This is a genomic window from Mariniflexile jejuense (assembly GCF_042675665.1).
Lineage (GTDB): Bacteria > Bacteroidota > Bacteroidia > Flavobacteriales > Flavobacteriaceae > Mariniflexile > Mariniflexile jejuense.
In genome coordinates, this window is the sequence record NZ_JBHTJI010000001.1 from 2,344,432 (window position 1) to 2,363,637 (window position 19,206).

A 19,206-nucleotide genomic window follows, 5' to 3' on the forward strand; every position below is an offset into this window, starting at 1 on the left:
TGTTTTTATAAAAACTTGTTTATTTTCCTTCCATCATAACCACTGAAAAAGGCGGTAATGTTATTTCTAGTTTTCCTTTTTTATTTTGGAACGCTTTAAAAACAGTTGGTTTAATTTTGTTAGGATTATCAAATGTATTGTGATCTTGCAGTTTTGAAGATGTTAATATCGTTCCTGTGAAATTTTTAACTCCCAACTTAACTATATCTATTTCTATTTTATTCTCTTTGTTAGAATCTACGTTCACTATTGAAACATGAACTTGTCCATTTTTGTTTTTTGAAGCTGAAACAGAAATTGCTGGAAGTGATTCATTATTGAATTTGTACAAAGGACTTTCAAATGTAATAGGTAATAATTTAGCGTCTTGATGTACACTATACATTTGCATGACGTGATAAGTAGGTGTTAAAATCATTTTAGCTTTATCTGTAAGTATTACTGCTTGTAATACGTTTACACACTGAGCTAAATTTGCCATACGAACTCTATCGGCATGGTTATTAAATATATTTAGTGTAGTGCCTGCTAAAATAGCATCTCGCATGGTGTTTTGTTGATATAAAAAACCTGGATTTGAACCTTTTTCAACTTCGTACCAACCTCCCCATTCATCTACCACTAAATCAACTTTTTTCTTTGGATCATAATTATCCATAATAGCCGAATGCTTCGTAACCAATTCTTCCATTTTTAAAGCCTCGGTCATGGTTTTAAAGTACTGCTCTTCAGTAAAGCTTACTGCATCGCCTTTCTTCTTCCAATCTATTACCGAATAATGGTGTAATGCCAAGCCTCCTAACATATTATTTGGAATATTCTTCATAAGTGTTTCTGTCCAATTATAATCACTACTACTTGCTCCAGAAGCTATACGGACTATACCTCCCGTATTTTCCCAATCGGAAATAAATGTGGCATATTTTCTATACTCATTGGCATAATAATCGGCTGTCATATTACCGCCACAACCCCAAGCTTCATTACCAATTCCCCAATATTTTACTTTCCAAGGTTCGGTTCTACCATTTTTTTTACGTAAATCACTCATTGGGCTTATCCCTCCAAAATTGGTGTATTGAACCCAATCTGCCAATTCTTGTACCGTACCGCTACCAACATTACCTGAAAGATATGGTTCTGCACCTAACACTTCACACATATTTAAAAAGTCGTGCGTTCCAAAACTATTGTCTTCGGTAACCCCACCCCACCATTGGTTTACTATGGTTGGTCTATCTTCTAATGGGCCAATACCATCTTTCCAATGGTAGGTATCAGCAAAACATCCTCCTGGCCATCTTAAATTAGGTATTTTTAATTTTTTAAGTGCTTCAATAATATCATTTCGGACACCGTTAGTATTAGCTATTTTAGAAGTGTCTCCAACAAAAAAACCATCATAAATACATCTGCCTAAGTGTTCTGCAAAATGGCCATAAATATGTTTACTAATTACTGGTGCTTTTTCATCTAAATCAATGTTAATTACTGTAGCATTTTGTGCTTTTGCAAAAAAAGTTACTCCAAAAAAGATTATCAATGTGTTTAAGAAGCTTCTTTTTCTGAAAAACACAAATGTTTGTTTGTTTGTATACATAATATTAAGTTAAGTTGGTTATTTAATAAGTGTTTAATCAACACTTAACAAATTAAAGTAAAACTATTATTAAAACCAAACTTATAATTAATAAATGTAATATTAACACTTATTAATTATTAGGTAATAGGATTGCTTTTAATTGCCTAAAAAAAGATAAGCAATGGTGTTTGAATTTCAAACTTGTTAAATAAATTTGATTTAGCATTATTTTAAAAATCAAACGGCAAGTCTTAATACTTGCCATTTGAAAAAGTAACTAACTCAATTTAAACTAATTAATCTAATTTATATTAATAACCAGAATTTTGAATCGTTCCTGGGTTATTATCCATTTCTAACTGTGGAATTGGGAAAAACTCTCTTCCTGGTGAATAGGTGTCATACTCAGCATCTCTTGATTTTAACCAAATAAGTTTTGCTGGATCTTGTAACCAACCCCATCTACGAATATCATCAAATCTGTGACCTTCAAGTGCAAACTCTAAGTATCTTTCATGCCCAATTTGTTCTCTCATTTGCTCTTTAGTCATGTTTGGTTTTGTTATGCTTAAATTAGGCAACCCAACACGGTCTCTAACTGGTTTAATATAAGTATATGCTCCTGGTGTATCATTAGTTTCATTTAAACATTCAGCATACATTAATAATACATCGGCATATCTTAATAAACGTTCGTTAATTCCTGAACGCCAATCGTATTCATTTGGATAAGCGCCATCAGAATTTTGATATTTTCTACAGAATAAATCGTTTAAATCTTGTGGATTACCGCCATAGAATGTAGCAAAATCTTGACCATATAGCATCATGCCTCCTGGTTTATTATAAAACATGGTAGCATCTAAACGAGGATCAACAGCTCCTGAGGTTGTTAATTCTTGTTGAAATTCATTAAACAAAGCACGTGTTGGCTGTACATCTGTCCATCCAAAAGCTCTAGGACCATAGGTTATAGCTCTTGCTGAGGTTTTACCCCAACCAGATTGTGGAGCTCCACCCCAACCTAAATCTACACCGCCAGCATCTCTACTGAACTGTACTTCGAAAACTGATTCTGAATTGTTTTCATTAGTGTCAGTAAAATTATCTCTATAATTAGATACTAATGAATAGATATTTAAATCAATAACAGCTTTAAAAGTGTCTCTTGCATTTGGAAAATCTTTAGTAAATAAATATGATTTTCCTAAATAAGCTAAAGCAGCACCTTTAGTTGCACGTCCTTTTTGACCAGCATCTAAACCAGATACATTGGTGTACGAAAGCGGCAATAAATTGGCAGCAGATTTAAAATCTTCAATTACTTGAGCCCATCCTTCTGCTTCCGTTTTTTGTGGGTAAACAGCTGCTAACTCAACTGGAACGGGCACATTTTTAAACATGTTTACAGCATGAAACAGGTATAAACCTCTTAAAAAATAAGCTTGTCCTAAAATTCTGTTTTTAAGTGCACTATCAGCAAATTCAATATTTGGCACATTTGTTAATACTTGATTTGCACGATAAATACCTTGATAATAGGTTTCATAAGCCCATCCATAAATAGCGGCATCTGTAACATTAGAGTTAAATTTACCCACTACATACATTGCGCCCCATGGACTGTTACTTTTACAATCGTCACCTTTTAAGTCTAACAATAAAGGTGTACTTCTCATATAAGTACCATCAGTTAATAAACTACCATATGCCGCATTTACACCTTGAAGTGCGTCACTATCAGTCTTCCAAAAAGAATCTACCGCATTATTATTTGGATCAACTTGTATTAAGTCTTCATCGGTTACACAACTGCTTAACGCAATTGAAATCGAAAGAAAAACCGTTAAATATTTTATATTTTTATATTTCATTTTAATTCGTTTTAAATTTGTTTAGCTTCTAATTAAAAATCTACTTGAACCCCTAAAGAAAATGTTCTTGGGTTTGGGAAAGATCCGCCATCATAACCTCTTGAAAATAAACCATCGTTACTATTAAAATCTGGATCATAACCTCTATACTTACTAATAATTAATAGGTTTTGACCATTAACATATACTTTTGCTCTTTGTATAACTTTAGTATCTCCTAAAGGAATTTCATAACCAATTTGCATATTTTGAAGTTTAATATAGTCTGCGTTTTCAACAAATCTATCAGAGTCTCTAGCATTACCATTAGGGTCGCCAATTATTGGACGAGGCACATTGGTATTGGTGTTTGTTGGTGTCCAATAGTTTAAAGCATCTGTATGATGATTTGTATATTGTTCTATCATTAAATTACGGTAGATACCATTAAATGCTTTATGACCACCTGCTCCTTGAAAAAAGAATGACAAATCCCAGTTTTTATAATTACAATCAAAATTAAAACCGTAACTGTATTTTGGAATTGTATTACCTAAATAGGTTCTATCTAAATCTGTAATTTGGCCGTCATCGTTTATATCTTTAAATTTTATATCTCCTGCTGCTGCACCAACTTGTGTAGGAGAAGCTGCAACTTCTGCATTTGTTTGAAAAATACCATCTGTTACATAACCAAAGATTTCGCCTATAGATCTACCAACTTCAGTTTTTGATGCAGCTCCATAAATTGGGTTTCCATTGATACCTATTTGAAGTACTTCATTTTTAAGTGTTCCTAAGTTTGCAGATACATTATACTTAAATTCTTTACTATTATTGCTATATGATGCCGTAAATTCAAGTCCTTTATTTTTTACAGCTCCTGCATTTGTAGTAATGTTTGCTGGAAATGCACCTGTTGAATAAGGTAATGGCACACCAATTAATAAATCGGTTGATTTTTTAATATAATACTCGGCTGTAAACTGTAAAGCATTATTTAATAGCCCTAGTTCTAACGCCACATTAGTAGTTTTTGTTTTTTCCCAATGTACATTAGGGTCTAAAGCACTTACTACAGTTGTACCTGGCGCTAGTGTGTTATTAAAATTATAACCTGCAAAGGCATTGGTTGTTGTAGCAAAGAAGTAAGGAGGTATTGTGTTATTACCTAATTCTCCATATCCACCTCTTAATTTAGCTGTACTTATCCATTCTGGTAATGTGATGAAACTTTCGTTACTAATTTTCCATGCACCTGAGAATGAATAAAAATTAGCTTTGTTGTTTATTTGGCTAAAAAGTGATGTTTTATCTTGTCTGAAATTTGCAGTAATCAAATAACGATCATCAAACCCGTAGTTTAACCTACTTAAATATGAGGTTCCTGTTACTGTGTTTTCATATTCTCCTGTACTTGTTGCATCAGCATATTCTAAATGACTTATTCTGTCTGCTGTATAGCCTACACCTCTAGACCAATGATTGTAATAATCATTTTTTTCTTGAACATATCCTCCTAAAAGACTTATTTTATGCTTATCTATATCTAAATCATAAGTAAGTAAATTGTTTAAGAAAGTTCTAGAATGACTTCCTGTAGAAATATCTAAAGAGGCTTCTTCTGGTGTTGTTAAATAATACCATCCTAAATTACTTTCAGGAATAAAACGTCTGTTTTTCCAATCAAGTCTATCAAAACTAGCATCAAGTTTGTATTTTAAACCTTTTACTATTTCTAATTCTCCCCAAATGTTTCCAATAAATCGGTTTCTTTTTCCTGTGTTTTCAATTAAATTATTGAATCCAATAACATTCATTGAAATGGCTCTTTGGGTTAAGTTATCTGTTCCTCCATAACCTCCTAATCGGTTAGTATCATAAACAGGCATTGTTGGAATTGCTCCTAATAAATCGCTAATTGGTGTTTGACCTGCATTGTATTCATTGAAGTTTTCTTTATCAGATTCAGTGTATCCTAATTTTGCACCGTAGTTAAACTTTCCTTTTTTACCGTATAAGTTTAAATTAGTTGAGATTCTTTCATAATCTTGCGGAGAATCTAAATAACTACTGTTTTTAAAATAATCTAAATTTAAGTTGTATCCCATACTTTCAGCACCACCATTAAATGTTACTGCATGGTTTTCAATGTAACCTGTTTTGAAAGCTGCATCTTGCCAATTAGTGTCAACATTATTTATGTAAGAAGTGCTATTTGGGTCGTTACCTGGTGCAATAATTAAACCCGCATTAGCTTCGGCTGCACTGGTAATGTTTTGATAACCTATTCTATCTGTAACAGACCATTCTTGTGCTACATTTTGAACACCATAAAGCGACTTGTAGGTAACACCTAATTTACCTGCTTTTCCTTTTTTTGTTGTAATAATTACAACGCCATTTGCACCGCGTACACCGTAAATAGCTGCTGCAGATGCGTCTTTTAATACTTGCATAGATTCAATATCACCTGGAGCGAAATCGAATGGGCTATCTATTATCATACCATCAATTACAAAAAGTGGATTGTTATTGTTAAACGAACCAACTCCTCTAATTTTAATATTTACAAAACCTCCAGGTTCACCAGATGTTTGCATGGTAACACCAGCTACTTGACCTTGTAACATTTTAGCGGTATCGTATGTTACTGTTTTTTTAGCGTTGTCCATATCTACAACACTAACCGAACCTGTTAAGTCTGATTTTTTTTGTGTTCCGTAACCAACAACAACTACTTCATCTAACGCCGAAGCGTTTTCTCGTAAAGTAATATTAAAGTTTGTTTTGCCTTCTAAAGTAACTTCTTTTGTAGTGTATCCTATAAAAGATACTACTAATACAGCATTACGGTTTGATACATTTAATGAAAAATTACCATCTAAATCGGATTGTGCACCATTAGTGGTTCCTTTTTCTAAAATGTTTGCACCTGGTAATGGCATTCCTGATTCATCTGACACAGAACCTGATACTTTAATTCCTTGTTGGCTTTCAACAACCTTAATAGTTTCGTTTTCTTTAATAACGATGGTGTTGTTTTTAGACAATTCAAAATTAAGATTGCTTCCTGAAAGGCTTTGATTTAATAGATTCTGTATTAAAATTTCACCTTTTACTAGCTTAATTTTTGGTGCATTTTTAAACAAGCTACTTGGGTAAATAAAGCGATAATCTGTTTGTTCTTTAATTATTTTGAACACCTTATCTACGGTTACAGTTTCATCTTGATTAATTAGTACTTTATCTTGAGAAAACGTGTTTTCTGAAGTAAAGCTAAAAACGGTTGTACACAATAAGAAGAAAAATGTTCTCATAATAAAAATTAGTAGCCGTTTTCGAACAAGAGAACGGTCCTTAATTAATTTAATTTTCATAATTTAGCGTTGGATTAGTTAGACATTTGTTTTAATTAATTTAGTTAAAGTTGGGACGAAGTTTGATACCGCTAAATTTCAAAACTTCGCTCCCTTTTTTATTTTAATGTTATGGTTTTATTTTTTATTTCGTAATTGTTTATAATTCCGAAATTTTTAATAGTTGTTAAAATCTCTTCTATTTTTTGATCTTTACCTAATACCCCTGTAAAAGCTACTGTTTCAATTGTAGTATTTTCAAATGTTACATTCATGTTGTACCATCTAGATAGTACTTTCATAATTTCTTTTAGTGGTTTATTATCAAAACTGAATACACCTTCTTTCCATGATATTTCATTATAAACATCTACAGTTTCAACTTTGGTAGTTTGGTTTTTTATGTTGTGCTTTAATTGTTGGTTTGGCTTTAAGCATTGTTTATTATTTACCAAACTTACAGCTACTTTACCTTCAACTAGTGTGGTATAAATTATAGTTTCGTCTTTATATGCTTTTATATTGAACTCGGTTCCTAAAACCTCAACTTCTTGATTGTTGTTTATTACTATAAAATTTGATCCGTTATTATTAGTGCTTGGAGTTACATCAAAATAAGCTTCACCATAAACAAGTTCTACCTTTCGTGTATCGCCTTTTATAAATGATACTGGAAATTTAAGTTTTGATTCTGAATTTAACCAAACCTGTGTACCATCTGATAATTGTACAAAAAACTGACCACCTCTTGGTATTGTTAAATAGTTGTATGCGGTTTTTGTATTTGCATCGCCATCAGAATTATAAACTAGCTTTTCACCATTGCTTACTAAATTTACAGCTTCATAGTTACTGCCCTTTCCTAAAGCCACTACTGTACCATCTTCTAAGGTTAGTGTTGCCTTATCTTCACCTATTTTTATGTTATTATTTACTATTATAGGTGTAGTTTCATTTGGAAAACCAAATAATGTATCTCTAAAAAAGTAAGTTGAAGTTACTATGCCAACAAGAACCGCCGCCGCTGCATAGCGCCAATAAAAATGCTTTACTTTTGGTGTTTTAATAGTGCTTTTTACTTTTTCCCAGTCTTCCTTTTTTTCAATCTGGTTTATTAAATCAAGCCGTTCTTTAATTAACGTTTTATTGGTAAGATTTTTTATAATATATGCTTTATCGTTCTCGTTAAAAATATCTGAATTTTCTAAGGCATCGGGTTTTTCATCTTTCAATAATGAAGACGCTATTTTTTTTGAGAGTTCAATAATTTTATCGAAAATGGTCATTTATATGCTTATTTAACTTAAATGTGTGCTTATTTAACTATAAGACGAAGAAAAACAACTATAGGGTTAAAAAAAAGTTAAAAAAATTAAAATTTTTTTTTAATCATTTGATTAAGTGCTAATTAAAGAATGAGAAAAAATAATGGCGATTAATCCAATTCAAAAACAAAGGCTATTAGTATAAAATAATCTTTTAATAATGGTTTAAGTTTTTTGTAGGCTATTTTTTTTTGAGCTTTTACTGTGTTTATAGAAATACCTAATTTCTCTGCAATTTCTGGGTTTGTTAGTTCACCAATACTTAATCTTAAAATTTGTGCACATTTTTTTGGTAATGTATTAATGGCATTTTCAATAATATTATGCGTTTCAACAACTACAACTTCCCTTAGATAAAATGGTTCGGTTTCTAATTTGGCAATTTTAATGGCAGACATGTGGTCTGTAGTTTTGTAATGCTTGCTTTTTATATAATCAAGCGATTTATTTTTTACTGATGAATATAGGTACGATTTTATAAAACTTTCGTTTTGAAATTCAATTTTATCTTCCCAAATTTTAATAAAAACCATTTGAACAATATCTTTTGAAACTTCCATATCATTAAGATATTTGTTTGCAAAAACACATAGCATAGTGTATGAAGAGTCAAATAAGTTTTTGTACTCCTTTAATGTAAGTTGATACTTTTCACTATTTGTAATCAATGCTGTTTTTGAATTAAATGAATAAGAGCAGTGTTAACCTAATTTAAAGATTATTTGCAAATAAAGTTAGTTCATTTTACTAAATTATAAGTATGTACGCTTAAGTTTTGTGTTAAACTTATTTTAATAACTGCATTTTTAGTTTTACATAATTAGCTTAAAAAAACAACATAACCAAGCATATTTATAATAAATGTTATTTATACACTTATAAAATATAAGTGTATAAGTACTTATGAGTAATATTTATTTGCCTTAAAAAATAAAACCCTTGCGTTTTAAAACACAAGGGTTTATTTTAAGTGGAGAAGATGGGATTCGAACCCACGACCTCTTGACTGCCAGTCAAGCACTCTAGCCAACTGAGCTACATCCCCAATTTTTATTTTAATTCACTTAATACCAAAACTGGTAATGTACTATTAAATTCTGTTTTATAAATCTGGTTGTTTTCCCATATTTTCATGAAAAACCCGCGTTTACGTCTTACAACACAAAGCATATCTGGATTGTGCGATTTATAATGTTCTAAAACACCAAGGTAAGTTGTTGGACTTTCTGAATATGTTATTTCTGTAATAATACTGCTTAACTCATCATTTAATTCAAAATCACCTTCACTGTAATATGGTGTTTTAACTAATAGCAAATTTACTACTGATTTAAAATTATCTTTAACTGCTTTTAGCGGTTTTAAAACATCATCTTTTTTTATTATAGCCGATTTTACTGCCATTAAAATGGTTTCAATAGGTTTAAAAACGCAACCTTCAGGAATTATTAACGTAGGGATTGATGTTTGTTTTACAATTTTACCCGAGGTTTTTCCTAAAAATAAATCTTCATCTTCAGAATAAATTCTTGGTTCAATTAAAATTAAGTCAATATTTGCTGTTTTACAAGCCAATTCTATGGTATCAACAAACTTTCCTTTTAATGCTCTTACAACAACCTCAACATTTTTTGTATCAACCTTAGAAACCAAATCATTTAAATAATCTAGCGTGTCTTGTTCTAAAATATGATCAATTTTAATCATAGTGCCAGCTTTGGTATAAACATTATATACTTGAACTACAAACAGTTTTGCACCAAAAGCTTGCGCAAAATCTACAGCATATTGTAAATTACTCAAAGCATTTTCTGAAGCTCCAACAGGGACTAAAATATTTTTCATGCAATTATTAATTTTTAAACAAAAGTAAAACAATTTAATCATTTGTAAATAACACAATACAAATTATATCAAATTAAAATAGCACGCATTTCATATTAATAATTCGCGAATAATTTTAAATTTACAACATAATTACAATAGCATATGGATATTTTAAGTTTTTTAAGTGGTAGAGGTTTATTCCTAATTTTAGGTCTTGCTTTAATAGTTGTCTATTATGTGAACAGACGTAAAAGACGCTAATTAACGTGTTTTTAACCAACCCGTTATACTTAAGCGTTGGGTATTTACGGGTTTTACTTCGTGTTCAATAATTTGACTTTCAAAAATTACAACACGTCCTGGAAATGGATAGATAATCTTTTCTACTTCCTCTCCATTTTCATTTAAATACAACACCAATTCGCCGCCATTTTCTGGCAACCAGCCATCTTCATTCAAATAGCAAACAAACGATAATTTGCGTCTGTCATCATTTTGAAACGTATCAATATGCCGTTTGTAAAATGTGTTTTTTGGATAAATAGCGTAATGAAACTCTTTGTGTAAAATACCCATAAAACAGGTTTTATTAAGGTAATTTACTAAATCATTTATTTTGTTAAAAAAAAGTAATTCTGCGGCATCGGCTTTAGTTTCGTCCATCCATAAAATAACGTCGCCACGAATTGATTTTACAATAGTTTCCTCAAACCTATTCCCTATAGCTGCTTTTTTAAACGCATCTTCTTCATATTTTTCTAAAAGTAACTGCCTTAAAACTAAAACATCTTCTTCCGAAAAAAAATTTTCAATAATGCTATATTGCTTCGTTCCAATGTCCGAAATTATTTGTTCATACAGTGAATTTTCAACAAAATCAATAGCCTCAAAAAGTTGATTCATAGGGTTTTAATAAAAAACTTTGTGTTCATTATAAATCAAAGCGCGCAAATGTAATCTAAAAACGAATTGCTTTTACAAAACCCTTATCTTTGCACTATAAATTTATCACTAATGAGTTTTATTCGCATCACAAAACAATTTTCATTCGAAACTGGTCACGCACTTTACGGTTACGACGGTATGTGTAAAAATGTACACGGTCACAGCTATAAACTTTCGGTTACAGTTATTGGAAAACCCATTTCCGACACAAAAAATGTTAAGTACGGCATGGTTATAGATTTTAGCGATTTAAAAAAAATTGTGAAAGAAGAAATAGTAAACGTTTTTGACCACGCCACCGTGTTTAACAAAAACACACCACATATAGAACTTGCCAAAGAACTAGAATATAGAGGTCACAACGTGCTGCTTGTAGATTACCAACCAACCAGCGAAATGATGGTTATAGACTTTGCGAAAAAAATTAAAAAACGCCTGCCAGAACACATTGAATTATACTCGCTAAAACTTCAAGAAACAGACAGTTCGTTTGCCGAATGGTACGCTTACGATAATATTTAGGGCGTTACCCTATCGGGTCGGGCTATACGCTACAAGTCCGCGTTCGTGTCTCACTTTGGGCTTTTCGCTTCTATCCCTAACGCAGTAACTTGCTAAATTTTAGGCAACCTAGCATACACTACGGTTATCTAACATCGGTCATACATTATTAGCAACAAAAAATATTAGTGCATTAGTAGCATAATCAGCCATAATGTTCATTATTTTTACACCATGATAATAAGATTCCTGCCTTAGCAGGAATTATTTATATTTACCTCATGGAAATTCCAAAAGGAAAAAAAATATATTTCGCTTCCGATAACCACTTAGGAGCACCAACACCCGAAGCTTCTCGCCCACGCGAAAAGAAATTTGTTACTTGGTTAGACACCGTTAAACACGATGCTGCTGCCATATTTTTAGTTGGCGATTTATTCGACTTTTGGTTTGAATACCAAACCGTTGTTCCTAAAGGATTTACAAGAACCTTAGGCAAACTTGCCGAAATATCCGATTCTGGAATTCCTATATACTTTTTTGTTGGTAATCACGATTTATGGATGAATGGTTATTTTAAAAACGAGTTAAACATACCCGTTTACCACGAACCTAAAGAGTTTGCCTTTAACAATAAAACCTTTTTTATAGGTCATGGCGATGGTTTAGGACCACACGACAAAGGCTATAAACGCATGAAAAAAGTGTTTACCAACCCTATTTTTAAATGGCTTTTTAGGTGGATGCATCCAGATATTGGTGTTAAAATTGCGCAATACCTATCAATAAAAAACAAATTAATATCTGGTGATGATGATGCTACATTTTTAGGTGAAGACAAGGAATGGTTGGTACAATATTCCAAAGAAAAACTAAACGAAAAGCACTACGATTACTTTGTTTTTGGTCATCGTCATTTGCCTTTAGAAATTCAACTAAACAACAACTCAAAATACATCAATCTTGGCGATTGGGTAAATTACTTTACATATGGTGTTTTTGATGGAGAACAGTTTGAATTAAAAACCTTCAAACCGTAATTTTAATCTTTATTATGTTCCTCCAAATCCTTCGTTAAATCTAATTTTCTAAACGAAGGCGATACAATACCTGTAGTAACAACAGTTATCAAAGTCATTGTTCCTCCAAAAACTACTGCCGTCACTGTTCCCATAAGTTTTGCAGTTACGCCACTTTCAAAAGCACCCAATTCGTTTGACGAGCCAACAAACATTGAATTTACTGATGATACGCGCCCACGCATATGATCGGGTGTTTTAAGTTGTAAAATTGTTTGACGCACAACCATTGAAACACCATCGGTAACACCACTAAAAAATAATGCCGCCACCGAAACCCAAAATATTGAAGACAACCCAAAAACAATAATACAAACCCCAAAACCAAAAATGGCAACCAACAGTTTCATACCCGCATTTTTACTTATAGGTAAATAAGCCGTAATTAACATGGTTATAAATGCACCAACGGCAGGAGCTGCTCGCAACACACCAAAACCTTCGCTACCTACTTTTAAAATATCTTGAGCAAAAACGGGTAATAAAGCAATAGCGCCACCAAATAAAACAGCAATCATATCCAAAGTCATAGCACCTAAAATAGCTTTGGTTTTAAATACAAAGCGAACACCTTCTTTTAAACTTTCAATAACAGGTTCACCAATTTTAGGGTTTAAAATTGGTTTTCGTTTTATCTGTAATAAAATGATAAATGACAATACTATTAAACCAAAAATGATGCATAACGACCAATGAACACCTATCCAACCAATTAAAAAACCACCAGTTGCAGGTCCTAAAACCGATGCCATTTGCCATGTAGAACTGTTCCAAGTAGCTGCATTTGGGTAAGCTTTTTTAGGCACTATTAAAGCAACTAATGAGAAAATTGTTGGCCCGAAAAACGACCGTAAAAATCCACCAAAAAACACCAAAGCATAAATACTATACAAAATAGTTTGGGTTGACCAAGCTGAAACTATTTTAGGCCATGTTAATAAAAACAAGCCAAAACTAATCATTGAAAATGCCGCGATACAAAGTGCTAAAAGATTTCGTTTTTCCTTTTGGTCTACAATATGACCAGCAAATAATGCCATGGTAAATGCTGGAATAATTTCCATTAAGCCAATTATACCAAGTGATAATGGATCTTTCGTTAAGCTGTACACTTCCCATTCTATCACAATAAATTGCATAGACCAGCCAAAAACAAGCACAAAACGTACTAATAAAAAGATATTGAATTCTTTAATTCGTAAGGCTGCGTATGGGTCGGTTTTCTGCATTTTTTATTCTTTAATATCTCGCAGTTTGAGTTGTAAAGAAACATGCCCTTGCCATTCATTTTCATCAATGGAATAAACGGCTTTAAATGGTTTTTTATCTGAAACAATATCAAATTTATCGCCCATACCAAAACCAATGGCTACTAAACTTTTTGATTGTGGTTGTGTTACGGTAATTCTTAAATGGGTTTTATCTTCGCCTACACATTTTCCGTAACCTGTATCAATTAGGTTATCCGTCATAAAAACAGGCGTCATATTATTTGGTCCGTAAGGTGCAAATTGTTTTAAAATTCTATAAAATTTAGGCTTAATATCATCTAAATCAATTTTAACATCAATTTTAATTTCGGGTGTTAAAAGATTTCTATCAATGGTTTTGGAAACTTCATCTTCAAAAGCTTGTTTAAAAGCTTCATAGTTTTCTTCTAAAAGTGTTAAACCAGCAGCGTATTTATGGCCGCCAAACTGTTCTATATGTTCGCTACAAGCTTCTAAAACATTGTAAATATCAAAATCGCGTACAGAACGTGCTGAAGCCGCCAATTTATCGCCGCTTTTTGTAAACACTAAAGTTGGTCTGTAATACGTTTCGGTTAATCTGGAAGCTACAATGCCTATAACGCCTTTATGCCATTCTGGGTGGTAAACTACCGTTGTAAGTCGGTTTTCTTCTTTATTGTCTTCAATTTGTTTTAACGCTTCTTCGGTAATTAGCTTATCGGTTTCACGTCTATCTAAATTATAATCATTAATTTCTGAAGCATATTTTGCTGCCAAATCTTCTTCTTCTTCAGTTAATAATCTAACCGCAAAATTACCATGTTCCATACGTCCTGCAGCATTAATACGTGGTGCTACAACAAAAACTACATCGGTAATGGTTAATTCTGTTTTATCAACTTGGTTTAAAATGGCTTTAATACCTGGTCTTGGTTTGGTGTTTATAATCATCAATCCAAAATAGGCTAACACTCGGTTTTCACCATCAATAGGCACAATATCGGCACCAATAGCTGTTGCTACCAAATCGAGGTATTCTACTAAATCTTCGGCTGTTTTTCCGTCTTTTTGGGCTAAAGCTTGTATGAGTTTAAACCCAACACCACAACCACATAATTCTTTATAAGGATAATTACAATCGTCTCTTTTTGGGTCTAAAACCGCTACGGCTTCAGGAATTTCGTCTCCTGGTCTGTGATGGTCACAAATAATAAAATCGATGCCTAATGTTTTGGCATAAGCAACTTTATCAACAGATTTTATACCACAATCTAAAGCAATGATGAGCGTAAAATTATTTTCTAAGGCAAAATTTATGCCTTTGTATGAAATACCATAACCTTCATCATACCTGTTGGGAATGTAGGTATATACTAAATTGTACTTCGATTTTAAATAGGAAGACATTAGTGCGACCGACGTTGTTCCATCTACATCATAATCGCCATAAACCAGAATATTTTCTTTGTTTGCCATAGCCTTTTCAATTCTGGCAACAGCTTTATCCATATCTTTCATTAGGTATGGATTGTGCAAATCGTCTAAACTTGGTCTAAAAAATGCTTTAGCATCATCATAGGTTTCTACACCACGTTGTAACAACAAAGTAGCTATTACAGCATCTACTTGAAGCGCTTTTTGTAAGGCTTCAAGCTTTTTAGAATCTGGTTTAGGCTTTATGGTCCAACGCATCTATCAGTTGAAAAGTTAACGGTTAAAAAGTTTAAAGTTGGTTTGTAAACTTTATTTTTTATGAAAATGCGTTTCTATGGTTAATGTTGCAAACTGGCGAAACATTTCCATAACGCCACAATATTTTTCAACCGATAAATCGACTGCTTTTTGAAGTTTCTTTTCGCTTAAATTGTCACCATAAAAATGAAAATGCATTGCTACTTTATCATAAAACTTAGGATGCTCTTCAGTAAGATTTGCTTCTATATCTATTTTAAAATCAGACACGTCTAACTTCATTTTTTTAATAAGCGAAGCCACATCTAACCCAGAACAACCTGCCAAAGCAGAAAGCATTAATGCCTTTGGCCTGTAGCCTTCACCATTGCCATCATTTTCTGGTCCTGCATCAATAAACAGGTTGTGACCAGATGGATTAGTACTCTCAAACTTCATGTTTCCTAACCACGTTGTGGTGATAAGATTCGTCATATTTTAAAACTTTATTAGTTGAATTTTTGTCAAAAATACATATTAATTTTCCAAAAAAAACATTCAATGTAATTTGTTACACACTTATATATAAAACTTAATTTATTAGCTAACACATTGAAAATCTTTAACTAAAACTTTAAAATTTTAATTAAATTGAAATTATATTAATTTTCTAAAGTAGAGTCGCTATAAGCTATTAAAGCTTGCTTAAGTTGTTTTAAATCGTTTTGAGTATGGTTTGAAGTTATAACAATTCGGTTCATCGCCGTTTTATAAGTAGGATATTTAAAGTTTGTAATGATGATGCCTTTTTCGTAGAAATTTTTGAAAATAGTATCATTTTCACAGTAGATAACTGGATACTTTTTGTTGTATTTAAATGCAGACTTCAACTTTAAGCCTTCAAATAGAAATTCTAAATTCAATTTTAGTTTTTCTTGTTGGTCTTTTATTATTTCTTGAGAAACTATAAACGTTTCTAAATACGCAGGATTTATGCTTGAAGCCGAAATGAAATCTGGTTCGTTTTTTAAAGCATCTATAAACTTTTTATCTGCAGCAATAATACCTCCAGATATGCCTAGTGCTTTTCCTAATGACGACACCATGATTTTTTGATATATGTTTTTATTTGAAATGGTACTAAAAACACCTTCTAGATGCTTACCAACAATACCCAAGCTATGCGATTCATCAAGTACCAAAATAATGCGCTTTTGTGAAGAAATAGTGTTTAAAAACTCAAAACTAGTAGGTTCAACTTCCAAACCTAAAAAAGCATCGGCAGTAATTACTACTGTTTCAATAGTATTGTTACATAAGTTTGGATGCAATTTACCTTCAATAAATACAGGTAAACTATTTTTATGTAAAATGGCTGGATGTGTTTTAGGGTAATGATAAAAGGTGTTTTTGGACTTCGATAAACTTTCTAAAACCAATTTTCCAGCCAAAGTTCCAGATGAAAACGTAAGTGCTGCTTCCATACCAATTAAGTTGGCAAATAGTTGTTCCGCTTCAGCGTAAACCGATAATTTAATATTGGCATTACGAGAACTACCATAGCTTGTTCCCCATTTTTTATACCATTCATTAGGTTATCCTGAAATTTTGTGTGCGTTGCCAAACCTAAATAATTTGTACCGCCAAAGTATAAATAAGACCTACTGTTTACGGTAATTTCTCTATCAGGAAAACCATCAACTATCATATAACTTAAATTAAAGAAACACCTGTACCGTTTAAATTACTATAGGTTGTTACACCGTTTTTTATGGTAACGCCCGTTGCGATATTTTCAGATAATAATAGCGCACCATCCATATCTACAAAATCTAAAAGCGGTAATAAATGTGCAATGGCTGAAATACCTACCGATGACTCGGTCATGCAACCCACCATGGTTTTCATTTTGAGTTCTTTGGCGTGCACCAACATGCGTCTAGCCGATGTTAAACCACCACATTTTACCAATTTTACGTTGATGCCATGAAAGTGGTTATAACATTTGGCAACATCGGCTTCTACTTGACAACTTTCATCTGCTATAACGGGCAAAACCGATTTTTGATACACTTCTTTGTGCCCTTCCCAATCATTAGCCTTTAAAGGTTGCTCTAAAAATTCAACACCAAGTTCTTTTAAGGCTTTGGCGTTTTTTATAGTTTCATCAACCGTCCAACCGCAATTGGCATCAATTCTAAAAATGGCGTTTGTGTGTTTTCGTAATTCGGTAACAATTTTAATATCTTCTTTAGTGCCTAGTTTTATTTTATAAATAGGCCAAGGCAACTCTTGCATTTTTGAAACCATTTTCTCAACAGAATCAATACCAATGGTATAGTTTGTTAACGGATTATTTGAAACATCATAACCCCAAAGTTCGTATAGTTTTTTGCCTTGTTTTCGTGCATACAAATCGTTGTAAGCCAAATCTAAAGCACATAACGCAAACATATTATGTTTTAAATGTTGATGCATGTGTTTCCAAAATTCTTCGGGTGTAGATTGAGTGGCGTTTTCAATTAGGGGTTGCAACGCTGTTAAATCGTCCATCATTTTTTGAATGGTTACACCGTAGTACGGATTGGAAGTAGCTTCCCCAAAACCTGAAAAGCCATCTGATTTTAGTTCTACAATTAATGTGGGTTGCTCATTATACGACTCTCTAGAAATTGAAAATGTATGTTTTAATTTTAAATTGAATGCCCTTAAAATAACTTCCATAAAAACCTTTGTATTATTGATGAAAGTTAATGAAATTATAGGATTTGATGATGTTTGTGATTGTTATTTTTGCCACTAATGCACTAATAATTTTATACAACCTTTCCTGAAATGGCGAGGTTTTCTTTTATTAATTAAGTGTCTTTTTGTTGTCCTTTTTTTATAAGGACCCTTATTATACCTTGGTTTCTAGAATTAATGCTAACACAAAAGTTCATGTCTTAAACCAATTTACAAGACTGATTTACTTTAGCTTGAAATTTTAGAAACTATGGAACATTGGTATTATCTTATAATTATTTCATCATTTACAACTATTGTAATCGTTAAAATAAAAGAAGTAGAAAAACGAAAGAGAATTAAACTTTTTTCAGAAATGAATAAATCTCAGATTGAAGCCATTGGTAGTTATGAAAAGAAATCAAAAAATGAATTCCATTACCCTAATTTACTTAAGAAAAGAGACTATGATAATAAAATACATTTTATTAGCAAAAATGAAAAACCTTGATTTTAATATGTAACCAAAAATCTAAAGGAGAATGCTTTTGCATTTTTGTTTTAATATTGGCAACACCTCAACCTCAAACCAAGGATTCTTTGTCAACCAAAACCTATTGCGTGGTGATGGATGTGGTAATGGTAAAAACTTTGGTAAATAGTCTTTAAAATTAGCAACCGTTTCGGTAAGTGTTTCCTTTGTTTGCTTTCCTAAATAATAGTTTTGAGCGTACATACCAATTAAAATAACCAACTCTACATTTGGTAAATGCTCTAACAAAGGTTTATGCCACTGTGGCGCACATTCAGGTCGTGGTGGTAAATCGCCCGATTTTCCTTTTCCTGGATAACAAAAACCCATGGGCATGATGGCAAATTTTGTTGCATCGTAAAACTCTTCCTCTGTTACTCCCAACCAATTTCTTAATTGGTTGCCGCTTGGGTCGTTCCAAGGAATAGCTGTTTTATGCACTTTGGTTCCGGGTGCTTGACCAATAATAAGAATTTTAGCATCGGGATGCGCCACCACAACAGGTCGCGGACCTAAAGGCAAGTGTTTTTCGCAGATGGTACATTGTTTTATATGTAATAACAAGTCTTGCATCTG

General features: G+C 32.3%; 16 protein-coding genes and 1 tRNA gene. 3 read left to right on the forward strand and 14 right to left on the reverse strand.

What is annotated here, in order from left to right; all coding sequences use genetic code 11:
- Positions 1-19 precede the first annotated feature (19 nt).
- The 8 genes from ACFQ1R_RS09995 to ACFQ1R_RS10030 form a co-directional block, all read right to left on the reverse strand.
- On the reverse strand, positions 20-1,600 hold the full coding sequence (locus tag ACFQ1R_RS09995) for an alpha-N-arabinofuranosidase (RefSeq protein ID WP_379926027.1): 1,581 nt from the start codon (positions 1,598-1,600) through the stop codon (positions 20-22).
- 293 nt (positions 1,601-1,893) lie between these two features.
- On the reverse strand, positions 1,894-3,456 hold the full coding sequence (locus ACFQ1R_RS10000; RefSeq protein WP_379926028.1) for a RagB/SusD family nutrient uptake outer membrane protein: 1,563 nt from the start codon (positions 3,454-3,456) through the stop codon (positions 1,894-1,896).
- 32 nt (positions 3,457-3,488) lie between these two features.
- Positions 3,489-6,755 carry a SusC/RagA family TonB-linked outer membrane protein gene (locus ACFQ1R_RS10005; protein WP_379926029.1) on the reverse strand — a complete coding sequence of 1,089 codons (3,267 nt, stop codon included), beginning with the start codon at positions 6,753-6,755 and terminating at the stop codon, positions 3,489-3,491.
- 158 nt (positions 6,756-6,913) lie between these two features.
- Entirely contained in the window at positions 6,914-8,080 is a 1,167-nt protein-coding gene (locus tag ACFQ1R_RS10010) for a FecR family protein (protein ID WP_379926030.1), read from the reverse strand.
- Positions 8,081-8,229: 149 nt separating this feature from the next.
- Positions 8,230-8,787, reverse strand: a complete 558-nt coding sequence (locus ACFQ1R_RS10015) for an RNA polymerase sigma-70 factor (RefSeq protein WP_379926031.1) — start codon at positions 8,785-8,787, stop codon at positions 8,230-8,232.
- Positions 8,788-9,090: 303 nt separating this feature from the next.
- Positions 9,091-9,164 (reverse strand) — tRNA-Ala (locus ACFQ1R_RS10020).
- Positions 9,165-9,169: 5 nt separating this feature from the next.
- A complete protein-coding gene (locus ACFQ1R_RS10025; protein ID WP_379926032.1) occupies positions 9,170-9,964 on the reverse strand; it encodes a universal stress protein in 795 nt (264 codons plus the stop codon).
- 243 nt (positions 9,965-10,207) lie between these two features.
- Positions 10,208-10,849 carry a 2OG-Fe(II) oxygenase gene (locus ACFQ1R_RS10030; protein ID WP_379926033.1) on the reverse strand — a complete coding sequence of 214 codons (642 nt, stop codon included), beginning with the start codon at positions 10,847-10,849 and terminating at the stop codon, positions 10,208-10,210.
- A 111-nt stretch (positions 10,850-10,960) separates the two neighbouring features.
- Between ACFQ1R_RS10030 and ACFQ1R_RS10035 the strand changes: the two genes are divergently transcribed.
- Positions 10,961-11,413: a 6-pyruvoyl trahydropterin synthase family protein gene (locus ACFQ1R_RS10035; RefSeq protein ID WP_379926034.1), complete on the forward strand. Its 453-nt coding sequence runs from the start codon at positions 10,961-10,963 to the stop codon at positions 11,411-11,413.
- Positions 11,414-11,673: 260 nt separating this feature from the next.
- Complete coding sequence (locus ACFQ1R_RS10040) at positions 11,674-12,432, forward strand: UDP-2,3-diacylglucosamine diphosphatase (RefSeq protein WP_379926035.1); 759 nt, start codon at positions 11,674-11,676, stop codon at positions 12,430-12,432.
- 2 nt (positions 12,433-12,434) lie between these two features.
- Here ACFQ1R_RS10040 and ACFQ1R_RS10045 read toward each other — a convergent pair whose 3' ends face one another.
- The 5 genes from ACFQ1R_RS10045 to ACFQ1R_RS10065 all read right to left on the reverse strand — a co-directional run bounded on the left by ACFQ1R_RS10045 (position 12,435) and on the right by ACFQ1R_RS10065 (position 18,098).
- Positions 12,435-13,700, reverse strand: a complete 1,266-nt coding sequence (locus ACFQ1R_RS10045; RefSeq protein WP_379926036.1) for an MFS transporter — start codon at positions 13,698-13,700, stop codon at positions 12,435-12,437.
- Between the two features lie 3 nt (positions 13,701-13,703).
- The gene (recJ, locus tag ACFQ1R_RS10050) at positions 13,704-15,395 is read right to left on the reverse strand and encodes a single-stranded-DNA-specific exonuclease RecJ (protein WP_379926037.1); all 1,692 of its coding nucleotides are present in this window, start codon (positions 15,393-15,395) and stop codon (positions 13,704-13,706) included.
- A gap of 51 nt (positions 15,396-15,446) precedes the next feature.
- A complete protein-coding gene (locus tag ACFQ1R_RS10055) occupies positions 15,447-15,869 on the reverse strand; it encodes an OsmC family protein (protein ID WP_379926038.1) in 423 nt (140 codons plus the stop codon).
- A gap of 167 nt (positions 15,870-16,036) precedes the next feature.
- Complete coding sequence (locus tag ACFQ1R_RS10060) at positions 16,037-16,858, reverse strand: aminotransferase class I/II-fold pyridoxal phosphate-dependent enzyme (RefSeq protein WP_379926039.1); 822 nt, start codon at positions 16,856-16,858, stop codon at positions 16,037-16,039.
- Between the two features lie 229 nt (positions 16,859-17,087).
- A complete protein-coding gene (locus ACFQ1R_RS10065) occupies positions 17,088-18,098 on the reverse strand; it encodes a dipeptide epimerase (protein WP_379926040.1) in 1,011 nt (336 codons plus the stop codon).
- A gap of 376 nt (positions 18,099-18,474) precedes the next feature.
- On the opposite strand from ACFQ1R_RS10065, the gene ACFQ1R_RS10070 reads away from it, so the two are divergent.
- Positions 18,475-18,609: a hypothetical protein gene (locus tag ACFQ1R_RS10070; protein ID WP_379926041.1), complete on the forward strand. Its 135-nt coding sequence runs from the start codon at positions 18,475-18,477 to the stop codon at positions 18,607-18,609.
- Positions 18,610-18,630: 21 nt separating this feature from the next.
- On the opposite strand, the gene ACFQ1R_RS10075 is transcribed toward ACFQ1R_RS10070, so the two are convergent.
- A complete protein-coding gene (locus ACFQ1R_RS10075; protein ID WP_379926042.1) occupies positions 18,631-19,203 on the reverse strand; it encodes a uracil-DNA glycosylase family protein in 573 nt (190 codons plus the stop codon).
- Between the last annotated feature and the right edge of the window lie 3 nt (positions 19,204-19,206).